The sequence below is a fragment of the Fundidesulfovibrio magnetotacticus genome, from assembly GCF_013019105.1.
GTDB lineage: Bacteria > Desulfobacterota > Desulfovibrionia > Desulfovibrionales > Desulfovibrionaceae > Fundidesulfovibrio > Fundidesulfovibrio magnetotacticus.
In genome coordinates this window covers 49,225-69,025 of sequence record NZ_BLTE01000002.1, presented here as the reverse complement: position 1 = coordinate 69,025, position 19,801 = coordinate 49,225, and the positions used below count along the sequence as shown (strand labels likewise).

At 70.7% G+C, this 19,801-nt stretch carries 14 protein-coding genes; all 14 read right to left on the bottom strand.

Features of this window, described 5'->3' with window-relative positions; all coding sequences use genetic code 11:
• Positions 1-85: 85 nt before the first annotated feature.
• Positions 86-652: a flavin reductase family protein gene (locus tag NNJEOMEG_RS03340; RefSeq protein WP_173081300.1), complete on the bottom strand. Its 567-nt coding sequence runs from the start codon at positions 650-652 to the stop codon at positions 86-88.
• A gap of 182 nt (positions 653-834) precedes the next feature.
• Positions 835-1,269: a MarR family winged helix-turn-helix transcriptional regulator gene (locus NNJEOMEG_RS03335; protein WP_173081299.1), complete on the bottom strand. Its 435-nt coding sequence runs from the start codon at positions 1,267-1,269 to the stop codon at positions 835-837.
• Between the two features lie 204 nt (positions 1,270-1,473).
• On the bottom strand, positions 1,474-2,076 hold the full coding sequence (locus NNJEOMEG_RS03330) for a DUF4412 domain-containing protein (RefSeq protein ID WP_173081297.1): 603 nt from the start codon (positions 2,074-2,076) through the stop codon (positions 1,474-1,476).
• Positions 2,077-2,208: 132 nt separating this feature from the next.
• Positions 2,209-5,460 carry an efflux RND transporter permease subunit gene (locus NNJEOMEG_RS03325; RefSeq protein ID WP_217270473.1) on the bottom strand — a complete coding sequence of 1,084 codons (3,252 nt, stop codon included), beginning with the start codon at positions 5,458-5,460 and terminating at the stop codon, positions 2,209-2,211.
• Positions 5,457-6,719, bottom strand: coding sequence for an efflux RND transporter periplasmic adaptor subunit (locus tag NNJEOMEG_RS03320; RefSeq protein ID WP_173081296.1), 1,263 nt, complete (start codon positions 6,717-6,719; stop codon positions 5,457-5,459). The genes NNJEOMEG_RS03325 and NNJEOMEG_RS03320 overlap by 4 nt, the downstream gene beginning before the upstream one ends.
• A 364-nt stretch (positions 6,720-7,083) precedes the next feature.
• A complete protein-coding gene (locus tag NNJEOMEG_RS03315) occupies positions 7,084-8,301 on the bottom strand; it encodes an aminotransferase-like domain-containing protein (protein ID WP_173081295.1) in 1,218 nt (405 codons plus the stop codon).
• Positions 8,302-8,389: 88 nt separating this feature from the next.
• Positions 8,390-11,368, bottom strand: a complete 2,979-nt coding sequence (locus NNJEOMEG_RS03310) for a PAS domain-containing protein (RefSeq protein WP_173081294.1) — start codon at positions 11,366-11,368, stop codon at positions 8,390-8,392.
• A gap of 43 nt (positions 11,369-11,411) precedes the next feature.
• Positions 11,412-12,557 (bottom strand): ABC transporter substrate-binding protein, encoded by a 1,146-nt coding sequence (locus NNJEOMEG_RS03305; protein WP_173081293.1) that lies wholly within the window; start codon positions 12,555-12,557, stop codon positions 11,412-11,414.
• A gap of 88 nt (positions 12,558-12,645) precedes the next feature.
• Positions 12,646-14,094 (bottom strand): cardiolipin synthase, encoded by a 1,449-nt coding sequence (gene cls / locus NNJEOMEG_RS03300; protein WP_235956817.1) that lies wholly within the window; start codon positions 14,092-14,094, stop codon positions 12,646-12,648.
• 168 nt (positions 14,095-14,262) lie between these two features.
• On the bottom strand, positions 14,263-14,931 hold the full coding sequence (gene phoU, locus NNJEOMEG_RS03295) for a phosphate signaling complex protein PhoU (protein ID WP_173081292.1): 669 nt from the start codon (positions 14,929-14,931) through the stop codon (positions 14,263-14,265).
• Positions 14,932-14,940: 9 nt separating this feature from the next.
• On the bottom strand, positions 14,941-15,702 hold the full coding sequence (pstB, locus tag NNJEOMEG_RS03290; RefSeq protein ID WP_173081291.1) for a phosphate ABC transporter ATP-binding protein PstB: 762 nt from the start codon (positions 15,700-15,702) through the stop codon (positions 14,941-14,943).
• Positions 15,703-15,726: 24 nt separating this feature from the next.
• Positions 15,727-17,094 (bottom strand): HAMP domain-containing sensor histidine kinase, encoded by a 1,368-nt coding sequence (locus tag NNJEOMEG_RS03285; protein ID WP_173081289.1) that lies wholly within the window; start codon positions 17,092-17,094, stop codon positions 15,727-15,729.
• A gap of 8 nt (positions 17,095-17,102) precedes the next feature.
• On the bottom strand, positions 17,103-17,786 hold the full coding sequence (locus NNJEOMEG_RS03280; RefSeq protein WP_173081287.1) for a response regulator: 684 nt from the start codon (positions 17,784-17,786) through the stop codon (positions 17,103-17,105).
• 394 nt (positions 17,787-18,180) lie between these two features.
• Positions 18,181-19,794 carry a DNA repair protein RecN gene (locus NNJEOMEG_RS03275; RefSeq protein WP_173081285.1) on the bottom strand — a complete coding sequence of 538 codons (1,614 nt, stop codon included), beginning with the start codon at positions 19,792-19,794 and terminating at the stop codon, positions 18,181-18,183.
• Between the last annotated feature and the right edge of the window lie 7 nt (positions 19,795-19,801).

Below are 19,801 nucleotides of genomic sequence, written 5' to 3'. Positions count from 1 at the left end.
CGTCCCTGCTGCGGAGCATGAGGCCGGGGCGAGGGGAGGGGCGGTCCCGCCATGACGAGCCGCCCGCCCCGCCTGAAGGCTCGCCCTATCTGCGCTTGAGGGCCTTGCCCGCGTTCCAGCAGTCGCCCACCTTCGCGCCCAGGGCGTAGTAGCCCAGGGTGGCCATGTCGAAGAGCAGGGGGCGCACCCGGGCCGGGTCGGGCTTGCCCTTGTCCGTGAGCACGTCCTCGCGCGCCCAGGTCTTCACCACCTCGCCCACGAACACGTCGTGTGTCTCGAAATCGAGGGTCTTGTACAGGCGGCACTCCATGGCCACGGGGCAGGCCCGGATGAGGGGCGCATGGGCCAGCTCGCCTGTGAAGTGCTCGAACACGCCGGACTTGTCCGTGTTCTTGCCCGTGACGATGCCCACGTAGTCGGTTTCCACCATCAGGTCCTGGTCGGGGATGTTCACGCTGAACTCGCCGTGCTCCAGGATGCCCCGGCCCGAGTGATGCGCCTTGTTGATGCCGAAGGTCAGGTACTGGGGCTGGCCGTGGTTCATGATGCCCACGTGGGCCACGGCCAGGAAGTTGGCGCGGCCGTCCGCCACGCAGCCCACGATGGTGGTCAGGGAGGGGTAGAGGGCGTTGACGGGTCCGATGTCTTTCATGGCGGGATGCTCCTATGACGTTTGGTTGTGCACGCAAATGAACGGGCGCAGGATTGGGCCGCCCAGTCCTGCCGACAGGCCCGGCGTTCCGCCCGACCCGGCCGTTCAGGTCAGCTGCTTAGGCCAGCCGCCCAGTCCTGCCGACGGGCCAGGCGTTCCGTCCGGCCGCCCGGCCCGGCCGTTCAGTCCAGGCCGTCGAGCTTGCGGCAGGATTCATGGTTGAGCCGCGTGAGCTCGCGCCCGGCCTCCTCGCCCAGCACCGTGGAATAGGCCCGGTGCAGCGATTTCCAGCAGGCGGCCATCTCCGGGGCCAGCAGGCGGCCCTTCTCCGTGGGGCGCACCTCCACGGCCTTGCCCAGGCTCTTCTTTTCAACGAGGCCCTTGCGGGCCAGGCCGTCCACCAGACGCGTGACCGTGGAGGGTGCCAGGCGCAGGCGCGCGGCAAGCTCCTTGGGTCCGATGCCTGGCTCCTCCAGGGCCAGCATGAGCAGGAAGGCCTGGGAGGGGGCCAGCCCCAGGGGCGCGAAGGCCTCCTCGCCCAGGCGCGTGACGGTGCGGGCCAGGGCGTTGGCGGTGAAGTAGAGGCAGCATTCGAGCAGGGTCTTGGAGTCGGCCACGCGGTCCTCGTTGTTTGCACATGCAACTATCAGGGGAGAGGGTGGCCGTCAAGCGGGGACCGCTCACGCACGTCAGGCCTGCGCGTCAGGCCGGGAGCGGCGTGGACGGGGACTCCGGCGGGCAGCTCCTCCCGGCATCCCGGCCCACCCGGCCGAGGAAACGTCCGGCCCGCCCCTTGGGAGCGGGCCGGAGCGACTGCGGGGCTATTGTGCGGGCTTCATGCCCGGGATCATGCCCTGCACGGCCGGGGGCAGGTCCATCTTCTGGTAGCCCGCCGGAACGGCGAAGCGCGAGGCCTCCACGGGCTGCACCTTGATGTTGCGGAACTCCATTGTGGCCGTGCCCTGGGGGCCTTTGGCCACCGAGCGGATGGGCAGCCCCAGCTTGTCGGCGAACCATGCGGTCATCTCGCCCTTGGCGGGGTCCTGCTTGAGCACGCGCTTTTCGCACTCCCAGCCGTCGATGGTCTCGCGGCCCACGGTCTGCCACTGGGCCGCGTCGGCCTGGGCCATGGGGTCGGCCCCTGCCTGGGCGGGGTCGAGCTTGGTCTCCATGTAGAGCTTGAGCTGCGGCTGAAGCATGATCACGCGGCGTCCCGGCGTGTCGGTGATGAGCACCTGGGGCACGCCCTGGATGGAGGACTCCACGCGCACCTTGCCCGGCGCGATCCAGGCCTTGCCCGAGAGGGTGGGCGCGCCGTTGGCGGTGTGCACCACGTCGGCGGTGAAGCTGGCGGGCTGGGCCAGGGCGGCGGCGGCGCACAACGACAGGGCCAGGGCGAGAATGAGGCGGAATGCGGCGCGCATGGGGGCTCCTTGGGCTTCCGGGCGGTCGGGCCTGGTCGTACCGCCCGGGTTGCGGTCGATCATGGCGGGTGCAATGCCTCCGCCGGAAAACACGAGCCCGGGCTGCCGGGTCGCAGGCCGGAGGCCTCGAGCCTAGCCGTCCCTGGCCGTGGGCGTCAACGCCGCGCGGCTCCCGGCCCGGCGCTGGTCCAGGTAGTACGTCACGGGCACCACCATGCGCGAGAGGAAGGTGGCCGCCAGCTCTCCGGCCATGAGCGAGATGGCCAGGCCCTGGAAGATGGGGTCGAAAAGGATCACGAAGGCCCCGGCCACCACGGCTGCCGCCGTGAGGAGCATGGGCCGGAAGCGCACGGCTCCGGCCTCCACCACGGCCTCCTCCAGGGGCGCGCCCTGCGCGCGGCGCATCTCGATGAAGTCCACCAGGATGATGGAGTTGCGCACCACGATGCCCGCGCCCGCGATGAAGCCGATCATGGACGTGGCCGTGAAGAAGGCCCCGGCCAGGGCGTGGGCGGGCAGGATGCCCACCAGCGAGAGCGGGATGGGAGACATGATGGCGATGGGCGTGGTGTACGAGCCGAACCACCCCACCACCAGGATGTAGATGAGCGCCATGACCACCGCGAAGGCGATGCCCATGTCCCGGAACACCTCCTGGGTGATGCGCCACTCGCCGTCCCAGACCATGCCGTACGCGCCGGGCGCGGGCGGGCGGTCCAGCCAGCGCGGGGTCAGGGAGGGCGTGCCCAGGGCCTGCCACGCGGCCGTGCCGGCCTTCTCCAGGGCCGCAAGGCGCTCCTCCACGGCCCCCATGGCGTACACGGGGCTCTCCGCGCTCCCGGCCACGTCGCCCGTGACGAACACCACGGGCCGCAGGTTCTTGCGGTAGAGGGCCGAGGGGGCCTCCTGAAGCGTCACGGAGGCGATCTGGTCCAGGGAGACCATGGTTCCGTCCTGCCCCCGCACGGCCAGGGCCTGGATGTCGGGGAGGTGGGCGCGCTCCCGCAGTGGCAGGCGCACCACCACGGGGGCGTCCTCCCCGGCGGACTCGTCGTGCAGGAGCCCGGCCTTGCCGCCGCGCAGACTCGCGGCCACCACCTCCAGGGCGCGGCGCGGGTCCACCCCGGCGGCCAGGGCCTTGTCGCGTTCGATGCGGATCACGGGCTCGGGGCGCGGGTCGTCCACCAGCCAGTCCACGTCGGTCACGCCGGGGGAGTCCTGGAAGGCCTGGCGCACCTGCCGGGCCACGGCCAGCCTGCCCTCGGGGTCCGGCCCGTAGACCTCGGCCACCAGGGTCTGGAGCACGGGGGGGCCGGGGGGGACCTCCGCCACTTTAAGGCGCGCGCCGTGGCGCAGGGCGATGGGCATAAGGGCCAGGCGCACGGCCTTGGCGATGTCGTGGCTCTGCCGCGGCCGGGCGGACTTTGGGGCCAGGTTCACGGCCAGGTCGGCCTGGTTCTGGCCCTGGCGAAGGTAGTAGTGGCGCACCAGGCCGTTGAAGGAGAACGGCCCGGAGACCCCGGCGTAGAGCTGGACGCTCGCCACGTCGGGCCGCTCGAGCACGGCTCGGGCCATTTCGGCGGCCACGCGGGCGGTCTCCTCCAGGGGGGTTCCCAGGGGCATGTCCAGCACCACCTGAAATTCGCTCTTGTTGTCGAAGGGAAGCATCTTCACCAGCACGGCCCGGGCCGGAACCAGGGCGCAGGCCGCCAGGAGCAGCGCCGCCACCACGCCCAGGAAGGCCAGCCTCCGCTTCGGGGAGCGGATGAGGGATTCCATGGCCCGGCGGTAGAGCAGCGTGGCCCGGCCCTCGGCGTGGGCGTGGGCCGCGGGTTCGGGCTTGAGGAGGTGCTTGGCCGTGTAGGGCGTCACGAAGAAGGCCACGCCCATGGAGAGAAGCATGGCCACCGAGGCCCCGATGGGCATGGGCCGCATGTAGGGGCCCATGAGCCCGCCCACGAAGGCCATGGGCATGATGGCCGCCACCACGGTGAAGGTGGCCAGCACCAGGGGCGCGCGCACCTCGCCCACGGCCTCCACGATCACCCGGGCCAGGGGCCTGCGGGCGTTGCCCGGCATCTCCAGGTGGCGCACGATGTTCTCCACGTCCACGATGGGGTCGTCCACCAGGATGCCGATGCAGAAGATGAGCGCGAAGAGCGTGACACGGTTGAGCGTGTAGCCCATGAACCAGTACGTGGCCAGGGTGAGCGCCAGGGTGACGGGCACGGCCACCATGACCACCAGGCTGGCCCGGCGTCCCAGGAAGAACCAGACGATGGCCCCCACCGACAGGGCCGCCAGCGCCAGGTGCTCCAGCAGTTCGTGCACCTTGGCCCGGGCCGTGCCGCCGTAGTCTCGGGTGATGTCGGCGGCGACGCCCTGGGGGATCACGTAGCCGCGCAGCTGTTCCACGGTGCGGGCCACGGCGCGGGTGACGTCCGTGGCGTTGGCCCCGGCGCGCTTGGACACGGCGAGTGTGACGGCGGGGGCCATGACGCCCTGTTCCGCGCGGCCGGAGGCCGGGCCGTCGAAGTGGAAGACGTACTGGCCGGGTTCGTCGAAGGCGTCCTGCACCCGGGCCACGTCGCCCAGGTAGACGGGGCGTCCCTCGCGCACGGCGAGCACCGCGCGGGCCAGCTCCTTGGAGCTGCGGAAGAAGCTGTCCAGACGCACGGCGGCGGCGCGTCCCTCCAGCACGGCTTCGGGCATGACGTCGGCCTGGTTCTGGTCGGTGAGGCGCGAGAGCACGTCGGCGGCGTCCAGGCCGTGGGAGCGCAGGCGCACCGGGTCCAGCTCCACGGAGACGGCGCGGCGCATGCCGCCCAGCACCGTGGTTTCGGCCACGCCGGGGATGCGGCGCACCTCCTCGTTCACCTGCAGGGCCAGGGCGCGCAGCTGGCGCACGTCCAGGCCGCCGCCGTGGAAGGTGAGGGCGGCCAGGGGGACGTCGTCGATGGAGCGGGGCTTGAGCAGGGGCTGGGAGCAGCCCGGGGGGATCCAGTCCAGGTGCTGGAAGAGGCGGTCGTGGGTTTTCACGGCGCTGCGTTCGGGGTCCTGGCCCACCTCGAAGCGCACCACGCAGAGGGCCTCGCCGTGCCCGGCCGTGGAGTAGACGTACTCCACCCCGGGGATCTCCATGAGGATCTTCTCCATGGGGGCCGCCACGCGCCGCTCGATCTCCCGGGGCGTGGCCCCGGGCATGGAGACGTGCACGTCGATCATGGGGGCCGTGATCTGGGGCTCCTCCTCGCTGGGCGTCTTGACCACCGCGAAGACCCCCAGGAAGAGCGAGGCCAGCACCATGAGCGGCACGAGTCGGGAGTCCACGAAGGCGGCCGTGACGCGCGCCAGAAGGTCGTGGCGGGGGGGCTCGGCGCTCACGGGGCGGCCTCCACGCGGTCGCCGTCGCGCAAGGGGACGCTCCCGGCGCAGGCCACGCGGTCGCCCTCGGAGAGCCCGGAGAGGATCTCCACGAAGGCCTCGCGGGAGGGGTCGTCGAAGGCTTCGGAGTCGGTGAGGAAGGGCTTGCCGTCGAACTCCACCTTGAGGAAGCGCCCGCCCGTCTTGACCACGCGCAGGGCGGCCAGGCCCTTGTCGTCCACGGTGAACACGGCGGGCAGGTCGCCTCGCGGGGCCAGGCAGGCCGCGGGCACGAGGATCTTTCTGGCCGTGCGCGCGGGCACGAAGAGCCTGCCGTAGAGCCCGGCCCTGGGCTGCGCGCCCAGGGGGGGCAGCTCGGCCTTGAGCCGGAAGGTGCGCGTGGCCGGGTCCACGCGGCCCACCACGGCGCGTACGCGGGCGGCGAAGGGCGCGGGCGAGAGGGCCGGCACGGCGCCCACCAGGGGCTGGCCCACGTGGAGGGTGTAGAGCAGGCTCTCGTCCACCTGGGCCGTGAGGTCGAAGCCCGAGGACACGGCGTCCACCAGCGCCAGGGGCTGCCCGGCGGTGACGAAGGCCCCCAGGTCCACGAAGCGGCGGGAGAGCACGCCGTCGAAGGGGGCGGTGATGTGCAGGTACTGGCCCTGGGCGCGCAACTCGTCGCGCTGGGCGGCCACGGAGCGCTCGCGGGCGGCGATGGCCTCCTCCTCGCGGGCCAGGGCCAGGGCCTCGGTGCGGGCGCGCTCGAAGTCGTCCTGGCTGATGACCTTCTGGGTCAGCAGTTTGGCCAGGCGCTCCAGGTTGGCCCGTGCGTGGGCGGCCTTGGCGGCCACGGCCTGGCGCTCCGAGGCGGCCTGGGCCATGGAGGCCGTCAGGGACTGCTCGCGGCTTTTGAGCTCCTGGTCGTCCAGGCGCAGGATGGGGTCCCCGGCCTTGAGGGCCTGGCCCTCCTGGGCGAACACCTCCACCACCGCGCCCGGGGACTTGCCCGCCAGGGTCACGGAGCCCAGCGACTCCACCTGGGCCGGGAAGGAGCGGCACTCCACGGCCTCCACGGCCCGGACCACGGCCACGGGGGCCTGCACGGAGCGGGGCGCGGGGCGGACGGGCTCCTCTTTGCCGCAGGCGGAGAGGAGGCAGGCGGCCAGCAGGGCCAGGGCGGCCGTCAGGCGGGAGGGGCGCGGGAGGGAGAGCGCTGGAGCGCCCCCCCGACGGCGCGTCGGCGCGGGAAGCGCGTGCGCTCCGGCGTGGTCGGTGGACATTGCGGTTCCTCCTGCGCGGGACTGGAGAATCCCCCCGGGGCGATGCGCCGTTCCGGATTGGGACTCTTGGCATGTCATGCGCAAGAGGGCGGTGTGTGTCAAGAAACGTGCAATGCCGACCGCCAAGGTGGGCGATGGGGCGGGCGGCGCGGCGGGATGCGGTCGCGGCGGGGAGGATTGCGCGCGTCCAGGCGCAAAAACGAAGCCGGGGAAGGCCTGCGCCTTCCCCGGCTCGTCTTGTCCGCACGATCTTGGGGCTGGTGTTGCGTCCTCAAAATCAGTCCCTACGGATTTTCAAGGCAAACAGCCAGAACCATTTATTATGATTATGAAAAACACATTCATGTTTTTCAAGATCGCGCCCCTAGATGTCCAGCCCCGGCTCCGCCCCGGCGGGGGCCGATCCGCCCCGGGCCATCACCTCCTTGAGGCACTGGCCCATGCGCTTGATGCCTTCCTCGATGCGCTCGGGCGTGGAGTTGGAGAAGTTGAGCCGGAAGGCGTTGTCCGTGCCGTCCACGAAAAAGGGGCGGCCGGGCACGAAGGCCACCTTGCGCTCGATGGCCTTGGCGAACACCTCTTCCGAGTCCGTGCCCGCCGGGAGTGTGCCCCAGAGGAACATGCCGCCCTCGGGCTCGGTGGTGCGCGCTTCTTCGGGGAAGTGGCGGCGGATGGCCTCCACCATGCAGTCGCGGCGTTCGCCGTAGGCCTGGCGGATCACGGCGATGTGGGCGTCCAGGTCGTTGGTCTCCAGGAAGCGGTAAAGGATGCGCTGGGCCAGGCTGGAGGTGTGCAGGTCCGAGGCCTGCTTGGCCGTGACGAGCTTGTGCATCAGCTCCGGCGCGGCCGTGATCCAGCCGATGCGCAGCCCGGGGCTGGCGATCTTGGAGAACGAGCCCATGAGGGCGCAGCGTTCCTGGTCCAGGAAGGCGCGCACGGGGGGCACGTCCTCGCCCTTGAAGCGCAGCTCTCCGTAGGGGTTGTCCTCGAGCAGGATGGTGTCGGAGTTTTCCAGGAGCCTTGCCGCGTCGCGCCGCGTGGCGGCGTCGTAGGTGGCGCCCGAGGGGTTCTGGAAGCTCGGCACGGCGTAGAAGATCTTGGGGCGCTCGCGCAGGCGCTCTTCGAGCTGGTCCAGGTCCACGCCGCGCGGACCCAGGTCGGCGGTGGAGAAGGCCGCCCCGAAGAGCGAGAAGGCCTGGATGGCCCCCAGGTAGCCCGGGCGCTCCATGAGCACGGCGTCGCCCACGTCGAGCATCACCTTGGCCATGAGGTCGAGCCCCTGCTGGGAGCCGGTGGTGATGAGGATGTTCTCGGCCGGGATGTCCAGGCCCCAGGTGGCCTTGTAACGTCGGGAGATGAACTCGCGCAGGGGCGGATGGCCCTCGGTGGTGGCGTATTGCAGGGCCTGGGGGCCGTTGTCGGCCAGCACCTCGGCGGCGGCCCGGGCCATGGCCTGGGCGGGGAAGTGGTCCGGGCTGGGCAGCCCCCCGGCGAAGGAGATGATCTCGGGATTCTGCGTGACCTTCAAGATTTCACGGATGTAGGAGCGGCGCACCCCGCCCATTCTGGCACTGAAACGCACGGCGGACCTCCGGATGTGGATGATGGCCCAGTGTAGGCCCGCGCGGGGCCGGACGCAAGCCGGACGCTCGCGGCGGTCGCGGCCCGTTTCAGGCCTGCGGGGGCGGCGAGAACGGCAGGCGCACGATGAAGCGCGCTCCCCGGCCGGGGGAGGACTCCACGGTCATGGATCCGCCGTGGTTCTGGGTGACGATGAAGTAGGACACCGAGAGCCCCAGGCCCGTGCCCACGCCGGTGGGCTTGGTGGTGAAGAAGGGCTCGAAGACGCGCTTGCGCACGGCCTCCTCCATGCCTGGGCCGTTGTCTTCCACCTCGATGCGCGCGAAGCTCTCCTCGCGGATCAGGCGCAGGGTGATGCGCGGCGCGTCGGGGGAAGGCCCCATGGAAAGGGCCTGGGCCGCGTTCTTGATGAGGTTCAGGAGCACCTGTTCGATCTCGGTCTTGGTGCAGCGCACGGATGGGAGGGCGGGGTCGTAGTCGCGCACGATGCCGATGAGCCGGAAGTCGTATTTCTTGCGCAGGTCGTAGTCGCTGGAGGCCAGTTCCAGGGCCTTGTCCACCACGGCGTCGAGTTTGGAGGGGGTCATCTTGGATTCGCTGCGTCGGCTGAACTCCAGCATGTTGGCCACGATGGCGGCGGCGCGCCGCCCGGCCTCGTGGATGCCGTCCAGGAAGCGCGTGACCTCGCGGGCCTCCAGGTAGGCCAGCACGTTTTCCAGGGGGCAGCCCAGGCGCTTGGCCTCGCGGATGTTGGCGGGCAGGTCCTCCTGGAGGCGGCGCTTGATGATCTGCACGCTCTGGAGGATGCCCCCCAGGGGATTGTTGATTTCGTGGGCCATGCCCGCGGCCAGCCCGCCCACGCTCATCATTTTTTCAGTCTGGAGCACCACCTCCTGCATGCGCACGCGCTCGGTGACGTCGTCGATGCGCACCACCGCGCCCGTGACGCGCCCGGCGGCGGTCATGGGGAAGGCCTGGAGGTCGCACAGTCGCTGGACGCCGCCCACGGTCAGCGGGATGCGGTGGAGCTCGGCGGGGCCTCCCCGCTCCAGGGAGTCGGCCACGGCGGCCATGTGGGGGGCCAGGGCCGGGAAGGCCTGGGCCAGGGGGCGGCCGTGCAGGCCGCCCTGGGCGTGCTCCAGGAGGGCCGAGGCGGCGCGGTTGGCGTGGGTGACGCGGGCCAGGGCGTCCACGCCGATCACGGGCGAGGGCATGGAGTCCAGCACGTGCTGGATGGTCAGGTGGGCGTTCTGCAGGGCCTTCTGGGTTTTCAGGCGTTCCGTGGTGTCGGTGAAGATGGAGGCGAACTGGCCCGGCGCCGGCCGGAAGGACGAGATGGTGAAGTGCTTGTCCATGGGCTCGAAGAACACCTCGAAAAGCGCGGGCTCGCCGGTTTCGGCCACCCGGGAGTACACGGCGAGGAAAGGCGCTTCCGGCGTTCCGTAGAGCTGAGAGGCCAGCGCGCCCACCGCCCTGGCGCGGGAAATGCCCAGGATGCGCTCGAAGGCGGCGTTCACGTCCAGCACGCGGTAGTCGGAGGGCTCCCCGTCGGCTCCGTGGACGATTTCGTGGACCACGGCCCCTTCGTTCATGGAGTCGAAGAGGGAGCGGTATCTGTTTTCGCTCAGGCGCAGCCGCTCCTCGGCGCGGGCTCGCTCGGTGACGTCGAGGCTCACGGTGAGCACGCGGGTCGCGCCGGATTCGGGGTCGGCCAGGGGGAGGCGGCTGGTCTCGAAGAGGCGCGTGCCTCCGGCCGGGGCGTCGAAGATCTCCTCGGAGGCGAAGCGGGGCTCCCCGCCCAGGAGCACCTCGGCCTCCAACTGGCGGGCGCGGCGCGCCCAGCCCGCGGGCGCGTTCAGTTCGCGGTCCGTGGCCCCCGTCAGGCGGGTGAGGGGCTGGCCCAGGAGTTCGGCCAGGGCCGGGTTGGCCAGCACGTAGCGGCCCTGGCCGTCCTTCACGGAAATGGGGTGGGGGATGTTCTCCACCAGCAGGCTCAGGGCGGCGTTCTGGCGGTCCAGCTGTCCGTAGAGGCGGGCCAGGTCGCGCCCGGCGGCGTCCAGGGCGTCGGCCAGCGCGCCCAGTTCGTCGGAGCGGCCCAGGGCCAGGGGGCGGGAGAGCCCCTGGGCGTCCTTGAGGCCGCGCACGTGGCGGGTGATGCGCTCCAGGGGCCGCGTGACCGTGCGCACGAGCAGCCACAGGCTCACCCCGAAGGTGCAAAGACCCGCCAGGCCCACCAGGCCCAGGGCCGCGAGCATGGCCTGACGGAGCTGGGCGATGTCGGCCTTGGGGTGGTGCACGCTCAGGAGCGCCACGGGCGCGCCGTCGTAGCCGGGGTAGACGGCGTACGCCGTGAGGCTCTCCTCGTTTTCGGGGCCGAAGGAGGCGGGCCTGTCCTCGCGCCGGGCGGTGAGCGCCCCGGCCACGGCCGAGGGGTCGGCCCGGTCCAGGGCCTGGATGGTGAACCGCACGTGGAGCTGGCGCGAGAGCGTTTCAGCCATGCGCTCGTCCAGGATCCTGCCCGCTGCCAGCGTTCCCCGGGGCGGCCCCCAGCCCAGGGAGTTGAACACCGGCTGCCAGCACAGGAGCATGAGCCCCGCTTCGGTGTCCGCCAGGCCCCGTCCCTGGATGGGGCTGCCGCCCGTGCCGGAGAGGCGCACGGCCGGAGGCAGGCTCTCCAGCAGGGGCGTCAGGGGGAGGCTTTCCCGCGTGGCCAGGTCGAAAGCGGCCCCTGCCACGAAGGCCCCCAGGGGATCGTAGAGGGCCATGAGGTTCAGGTTGCCGCCGCGCAGGGCCTCCAGGGAGAAGTAGTTGGCGGCGAGCTGGCGGTCGCGGTCCTTGGCGAAGCGGTAGGTGATGTCCGAAGCGCTTTTGAAGCGCAGGGCCGTGTCCATGTGGGCCAGTTCGTTGTCCAGCGCCGCTGCGACGCGGGCGATGTCGTTGACGGCGCGTTCCTGGTCCACCCGGCGGAAGCTCTCCAGCCCCAGGAAGCGCACGGCCGCGAAGCCGCAGACCACCGTGACCAGCGAGGCCGCGGCCACGCCCAGGAAGAGCTTGCGCCGGATGCTCATGCGGGGCCTGCGTGGCGCGCGCGGGGGGCCTGGCGGTGGGCGCTCATTCGTCGAGCCTCACCACCGCGCCGTCTTTCCACACGCCCATGGAAAGGTTGTCGGCCTTGTAGAGCTCGTGCTGGCCCGGGGAGAAGGGGCGCAGGAACACCCGGCTCACGCCCTCGAAGCGCTCGGTGGACTCCAGGGCGTCGCGCAGGGCCGTGCCGTCGTCCGGCGCGGCGCGGGCGGCGGCCTCCAGCACGAGCCGGGTCCCTTCGTAGGCGGCCTCGACGAACTTGAAGGGGTAGTAGCCCTCCACGCGGTAGCGCGTGCGCACGAGCCGGTCGATCTCGCGGGCCTTGGGGCTTGCGTCGGCCGAGGAGCCCAGCACCCCGGTGAGCCCGTTGGAAAGCCGCTCGGGCAGGTCCTTCACGGGCTGGAGAAAGAAGGGGTATTGGCCGATGAAACGGGTGCTGTAGCCCGCCTGGTCGGCCCCGCGCACGAAGTTGGCCACCTCCTGGCCCAGGGTGAGCAGGGCCACAGCCTGGGCCGTGGAGCGGGCCAGCTCGCGGGCCTTTGGGGTAAGGTCCTGTTCGCCCAGGTCGAAGCGCACCACGGCGACGGGCTTTATGCCCTTTTCGGCCATGAGTTCGGTGATGTCCTGGAGGCAAAGGTTCCCGTAAGGTGTGGTGTCGGCGGCCACGGCGATGCTTTGGAAGCGGGGAGCGGCCCAGTCCACGAGTTTGCGCAGCTGGTCGCGGTCCGGGAGCGTGGCGCGGAAGACGTAGTTCTTCGAGCCGTCGGCCGGGGGGCGCGTCAGGGGGGTGGCCGAGGCCGTAAGGAGCATCAGCGGGGTTTTCGCCTGCTGGAGCACGGGGATCATGGCCAGGGCGTTGCCGCTGTTGGCGGGGCCAAGCACCGCCGCCACGCGTTCCTGCTCCACGAGGTGTCGGGCGTTGGCGCGGGCCTTGTCGGGGTCTGTCTCGTCGTCCTCGATCACGAGCTCCACGGGCCTTCCGTTCACGCCGCCCGCGCTGTTGGCCTCTTGCGCGGCGATCTCCACGCCCCAGAGCAGATACTGTCCGATGCCGGCCGCCGCGCCCGTGAGGGGAATGCTCACGCCCAGGCGCAGAGGCCCGGGGGCCTGCGCCGCGACGGGCCCCGGGGCGAGGGCCAGGGCCAGAAGGATCGCGACGAACCGGATGGTCATGTGTTCTCCGTTTGCATGCGCGGTTGGGCCGACATCTCTTCGAGACTTCCCAGACTCCTTACGCATCCTGCGGGATGAAGGCAACGCATCAAAGGATGGGCGCAAGGAGCCGGGCCAGGCGCGCCATGGCCTTGAAGGCCATGGAGCGGTCCTCGTAGTCGCTGGCCGTAGCCGGGCGGCAGCGGGCGAAATCCTCCAGGAGCATGGCCTCCACCCGGTCGGCGAAGTCACGGCCCAGGGCGGCCATGGTGATCTCGAAATTGAGCCGGAAGGAGCGGTTGTCGCAGTTGGCCGTGCCCACGAAGGCCAGGTCGCGGTCCATGAGCACCACCTTCTGGTGCAGAAAGCCCGGCTGGTAGCGGTAGAATTTGACTCCCTGGCGCTCCAGCTCCGGGAAGTAGGAGAAGCTGGCGAGATAGACGAGCTTGTGGTCTGGCCGGGCGGGGAGCATCACGCGCACGTCCACGCCGCGCAGGGCCGCCAGTTGGAGCGCCACCGTGACCTCGCGGTCGGGCACGAAGTAGGGGCTCACGATCCACAGGCGCTCGCGCGCGGACTGCACGAGCTGGAGAAAGGCCAGCGTGTAGGTTTCCACCAGGTCGGCGGGGCTGCTGGGCAGGGCCAGGAGGCTCACGCTGCCGTCGGCGGGGCTTTCCAGGGACCAGTCCAGCCGGGGCAGGCCGCCCTCGGCCCAGAACCAGTCCTCGGCGAAGCACAGCTGCACCAGGGCGGCGGCTGGGCCTTCGCAGCGCAGGTGGGTGTCGCGCCAGGGGCCGAAGCGGCGGGAGCGGCCCATGTATTCGTCGCCCACGTTGTGGCCGCCCACGAAGGCCACGCGGCCGTCCACCACCACGATCTTGCGGTGGTTGCGGAAATTCACCTGGAAGCGGTTCACCAGGCCCTTGGTGGTGTTGAAGGCCCTGGCGTCCACGCCCGCGTGGCGCAGGTCCTCCAGGTAGGCCTCCGGGAGGGCGTGGCAGCCGATCTCGTCGTAGAGCAGCATCACCCGCACGCCCTGGCGGGCCTTGGCGCAGAGGCGGTCCTTGAGGTCGCGCCCGATGGCGTCGTCGTGGATGATGAAGAACTGCACGAGCACGTAGTCGTGGGCCTGGGCCACGGCCTCGAAGATGGCGCGGAAGGTCTCCTCGCCGTTCACCAGGAGGTCGGCCTTGTTGCCAGCGGTGAAGGGCATGCCCGCCAGGCGTTCCAGCACGGCGGCGGGCACGGCGGTTTCGTGGGGGAGGAGGGCCGAATCGGCGCGTTTGGCGTCGAGCCCGGCGCGCAGGGCGTGCAGTTCGGGGCTGCCGCCCCGGCGCGCCGTGACGTAGCCCACGAAGCGGTCGCGCCCGAGCACCCAGTAGAGCGGCACGGCCACGTAGGGAAACATGACCATGGAAAGCGCCCAGGCGATGGCCCCCTGGGAGGAGCGAGCCGTGAAGAGCGCGCGCACCGCCGAGAAGGCCCCGGCCATGTGGAATGCGGCCAAAAGCGCCAGGAACGCGCCTTCGATGGTGGAAAAGAGGGGGTGTGGCGTCACGAGGCCTCCGTGGGGCGCCCCGGGCGGGAGGCCCGGCCGGGGTCTGACGATCCTGCAAGGCTTCTAGCGCCCCGAGGAGGGGAAGTCCAGGCGCGGCGTCGGGGGAGAGGGGGGGCGTCGGACGGGGAAGGGGCGCGCCGCCCGGTGCGGGCCGGGCGGCGCGCGGCCCTAGAAGGGTTGGCAGTGGTGCTTGATGGACACGCCCTTGACCACGAAGATGGCGGCCTCGGCAATGTTGGTGGCCAAGTCGCCCACGCGCTCCATGGAGCGGGCCACCATCACGGTGCGGATGGCGCGGTCGAGCCCGGCCATGCCGCACTCGGCGGATTCCAGCTCCATGCAGCCCTTGAGCACCTTGACGTTGAGGTCGTCGGCCAGGGAGTCGGCGGCGCAGACCTGGCGCGCCAGTTCGATGTCCTGCTCGCGGAAGGAGTTCACGGCGGTGCGGAACATGCCGGACACCTGGGAGCTCAGGGCGCCCAGTTCCGGGATGACGGGCCCGGTGGGGGCCTGGGCCAGAAGAATGGACTGTTCGGCGATGTTCACGGCCTCGTCGCCGATGCGTTCGAGGTCCACCACGAGGCGCATGGAGGCCACGATGAAGCGCAGGTCCATGGCCACGGGCTGGTCCAGGGCGAGCAGGCGCAGGCAGAGGTTGTCCACCTCGCACTCCATGGCGTTGATCTCGCGGTCGGAGTCGATCACCACGCGGGCCAGGTCGGTGTCGCGCCCGAGCACGGCGTTCAGGGCGCGCTCCAGGGCGCGGTCGGTGTAGGCCGCCATCTGGAGGACCTTGACCTTGAGCTGTTCCAGTTCCTTTTGAAAACGCGGGTCCATGGTCGCCTCCTAGCCGAACCGGCCGGTGATGTAGTCTTCGGTCTGCTTGTTGGCCGGACGGGTGAAGATGGTTTCCGTCTGGTCCATTTCGATGAGCTTGCCCATGTAGAAGAAGGCCGTGGTGTCGGAGACGCGGGCGGCCTGCTGCATGGAGTGGGTGACGATGATGATGGTCAGGTCGGTCTTGAGCTCGTGGATGAGTTCCTCGATCTTCTGCGTGGCGATGGGGTCCAGGGCCGAGGCGGGCTCGTCCATGAGCAGGATTTCGGGCTCCACGGCCAGGGCGCGGGCGATGCACAGGCGCTGCTGCTGTCCACCCGAGAGGCCCAGGGCGTTGGTGTGCAGGCGGTCCTTCACCTCGGTCCAGAGGGCGGCCTGCTTGAGGCTCTTCTCCACCTGCCGGGCGATGAAGGCGTTGTCCGAGATGCCGTTGACGCGCAGCCCGTAGGCCACGTTCTCGAAGATGGTCTTGGGGAAGGGGTTGGGCTTCTGGAAGACCATGCCCACGCGGCGGCGCAGTTCCACCACGTCCATGCCGGTCTTGTAGATGTCCTGGCCGTCGAGGGTCAGTTCGCCCTCCACGCGGGCGATGTCGATGAGGTCGTTCATGCGGTTCAAGCAGCGCAGGAAGGTGGACTTGCCGCAGCCCGAGGGGCCGATGAGCGCGGTCACCTGGTTGGCGGTGATGTCCATGCTCACGGAGTGCAGGGCCTTGAAGTCCCCGTAGTAGAAGTCCAGGTTCCTGGCGGACATTTTGGGCGGCGTTGCCATGTGGGGTTTCCTTGTGGTCGGGGATTACGGGGCTTCGGGCAGGCTGAAACAGAAGGCCGCGCCGGTCCGGGGGGGCCTGGCCTGTTCGGCCCAGATGCGTCCGCCGTGGCGCTCCACGATGTGCTTGGCGATGGCCAGCCCCAGTCCGGTGCCGCCTTCGCCCTTGTTGCGGGGCCTGTCCACCCGGTAGAAGCGCTCGAAGACGCGCAGACGTTCGGCCTCGGGCACGCCCGGGCCGTCATCTTCCACCCGGAAGATGACGCCCGTGTCGCCGGGATGATGCGATACGGTGACGGCGGACCCCTCGGGGCCGTATTTCAGGGCGTTCTCCACGAGGTTGCGCAGCACCTGGGTGAGCCTGCCCGCGTCGGCCAGCACCACCGGCCCGTCGGGGGGCAGCAGGCTCTCCACGGCGACGCGCCGCTCGGCCGAGAGCGCGGCGCACTCGCGCAGGGCGGCGCGCAGGCAATCGGAGGCGCGCACCGGGGACTTCACCGCGGGCTGGCGGTCGTTCTCGATGCGGGCCAGGCCCAGGAGTTCGTCCACCATGCGCGACATGTGGTTGGCGTTTTTCAGGATCACGTCCAGGAAGCGCCTGGGCTGGCCCTCGCGGAAGGGCTTCTCGGCCATGAGCGTCTCGGCGTAGCCCTTGATGGAGGTGAGCGGCGTGCGCAACTCGTGGGAGACGTTGGCCACGAAATCGCGCCGCACCTTGTCCAGGCGCTTGAACTCGGTGAGGTCGTGGAAGACGAGCACCGCGCCCAGCCCGGCCTGGGGGGGGCTCGGGCGCACGAGGCTCACGTCCAGGAAGCGTTCCTGGCCGGGCTCGATCTGCACCGAGACCACGGCGGGGCGTTCGGGGTCCTTCCAGTGGAGCACGGTGTCGGCGGCGGTCTGGAGCTCGGGGCAGGCCAGCACCTCGATGGGGCGCTTGCCCACGGCCCCGGCGGCCTGGGGGAAGAGGGCCTCCAGGGCCTTGTTGGCCAGCAGGATGCGCCCGTCCGCGCCCAGGACCATGAGCCCCTCGCGCATGCCGTCCAGGATGGTCTCCATGCGCAGCTTCTCGGCCTCCAGGGCGCGGATCTGGCCCTCGATGCCGTCGGCCATGGCGTTCACGCCCTGGGCCAGTTCCTCCAGGGCCTGGCCGGGTTCGGGCCAGAGCCTGCGGCCGTGGTCGCCGTCGCCCACGGCCTGGAGCACCGCGGCGCACTGGCGCACGAAGCGGGCATGGCGCCGCGCGGCCAGCCAGCCGAGCAGGGCCGAGGCGGCCAGCCCGGCGCCCACGGCCAGCCCGGCGCCGGCCGCGCCGGGGGGGGCGGCGGCCAGCGTGAGCAGGGCCACGCAGCAGGCCGCGAGATGGGAGAGGAAGATGCGCGCTCCGAAGCCGATCATGCGTGTCCTTACTGTTTGAAGCGGTAGCCCACGCCGCGCACGGTCTCGATGAGAGCGGCGTGGGGGCCGAGTTTCTGGCGCAGGCGGCGCACGTGGGTGTCCACGGTGCGGGCGTAGCCCTCGAATTCGTAGCCCCAGACGGTGTTCAGGAGCTGGTCGCGGGTCTGCACGCGGCCCTGGCTCTTGAAGAGTTCGGCCAGGAGCTTGAACTCCGTGGCCGTGAGCAGCAGCTCCTCGCCGTGGGATGTGGCCCTGTGGGCGTCCAGATCCACGTCGAGCCCGTCGCGGCGCAGCACCTGCTTGGGCGCGGCCTCGGGGGCCAGGCGCTTGAGCACGGCCCGAGCGCGCAGGATCAGCTCGCGGGGGCTGAAGGGCTTCACCACGTAGTCGTCCGCGCCCAGTTCCAGGCCCACGATGCGGTCCACCTCCTCGCCGCGCGCCGTGAGCATGATCACCGGCGTCTGGGCGGTCTTGGGGTCGCGCTTGATGGTCTTGCAGACCTCGAAGCCGTCCGCGCCCGGGAGCATGATGTCCAGGAGCACGAGGTCCGGCGTTCTGCGCCTGATTTTAGCCAGTGCGTCCAGGCCGTCGCGGGCCGTGGAGACGTCGAACCCGGCGGACTGGAAATTGTATTCGAGGAGCTGGAGAATGTCCTCGTCGTCTTCGACGATGAGCACGGTGTCTTTGGTCATTGCCGCAACCTCCGGTGGTCGCTACCCATCACGGGCCGGTGACGGGGCCATGGTGACAATGTGACGATGCGGTGACATTTCCAGGGGCAAAGCGCAAGCGATGTCCGGCCCGCGCGGGCTCACGGGGTTCCGGGCGATTGTGACGGCGGGGAGGGGCGCCTCTTCGCGCGCATCCGTGATAAGGCGAACATGAACGCCGCTGTTGCGGAGGGCGACATCGACACAGTGAGGCGTCTGCGCGACGAAGGCCAAACCGGGGCTCTCGGCGAAGTCTCCAAGGCGGCCCTCTCCATGGTGGAGTACCTGTTCAGGGTGCCGGAGCCTCGGACGACCGGACCGGCCATGCACGCCGCCGCGTGGGCGAGAGCTGTTCAGGACGGAAAGGAAAGGGCAATCAGCCCAGGGGCAGCAGCAGCTTCTCGGCCATGGCACGGCCCTGCTCGCCGCCTCCGGCCATGCGCGAGAGTTCTTCGGAGAGGTTGCGGCCTTCCAGGCGTGTCACGGTGGTTTCGGTCTGGCCTTCGGCCACGTGCTTGGCCACCAGGAAGTGGCGCTCCGCCAGGGCCGCCAGCTGAGGCCAGTGGGTGATGAGCAGCATCTGGCGCTCCCCCGCCAGGGCCTTCAGGCGCTCGCCCACGCGGTTGAGCGTGAGCCCGCCGATGCCCGCGTCCACCTCGTCGAAGATGAGCACGGCCTCGTCGTTCTCGGCGCGCAGGCTCGTGAGCGCCAGGAGAAAGCGCGACAGCTCGCCCCCCGAGGCGATGCGGTCCAGGGGCCGGGGCGGTTGGCCCGGGTTGGGCGCGAAGAGCAGCCTTGCCGAAAGCTCCGTAAGGGCCTCGTGCCCGGCGTCGGCGGGGAAAAGCTCCACGGGCGCGAACTCGAAGAGCGTGCGCACGTGCTCGGAGAAGCCCAGGCCGCGCAACTCCTCCTCGACGCGCGCGCAGAGAGCTCCGGCCGCTTCGCCGCGCGCCCCGTCCAGGCGCGAGAGGGCGCGCCCGAGGGCCGCGCGCAGCTCCCCGGCCTCGCGCTCCAGGCGCTTGAGGTCGAGCCCGGCGTTGTCCAGGAAGCTCAGGTTGGCCTCAATCTCGCGGTGCAGCGAGAGGATCTCGGGCATGGAAAGCTTGAGCTTGCGCTTGAGCTGCGCCAGCTCCCACAGGCGGGCCTCCACGGCCTCGGGGTCGTCCGCTGGCCCCGCGCCGCCCTGGCGCAGGCGCTGGGCCAGCTCCGAAAGGCCCAGGCGCGCCTCGCGCACGGCGTCCAGGTCGGCCTGGTAAGGCTCTCCGGCCTGGGCCAGATGGCCGAGCTCGCGCTCCAGACGCCCCAGCACCGCGCCTGCTCCCTGCTCGCCCAGCAGAAGGTCCAGGGCGGCCTCGCGGGCCTCGCGGGCCTTGCGCGCGTGGCGCAGGGCCTGCTGGCGCTCCAGAAGCTCCTCCTCCTCGCCCTCGCGGGGGGCCGCCTTGTCGATCTCCGTGCGCTTGAGTTCCAGCACCTCGCGCCGGTCTTCCAGGTGGGCCACCCGTTCGCGCAGCTCCCGGGCCTCGCGCTCCACGCCGGTCAGTCGGCGCGAGAGTTCGCGGCGCTCCTCCAGCAGGGCCTGCTCCGGCAGGAAGTGGTCCAGGAGCCGGGCCTGGAAGGCCGGGGAGAGCAGCTTCTGCTGGCCGTTCTGGCTGGCGTGCAGGAGGAGCCTGGGCTTGAGTTCGCGCAGGGCTTCGGCCGTGGCCAGCTGGCCGTCGATGGAGAGCCTGGCCCGGCCCGATCCGGCCGAAAGCTCGCGGCGCAGGATCACCTCGCGACCCTCCAGCACGAAAAGCGCCTCCACCAGGGCCTTGTCCGTCCCGGGGCGCACCATGTCCGGGGCCAGACGCTCGCCGGTCAGAAACTCCAGGGCCTTGAGCACGAAGGTCTTGCCCGCGCCCGTCTCGCCCGTGAGCACGTTGAGGCCTGGAGCGAACTCCAGCTCCACGTCGGCGATGAGGGCAAGGTTGCGAATGCGTAAAAATTCGATCACGGAGAAC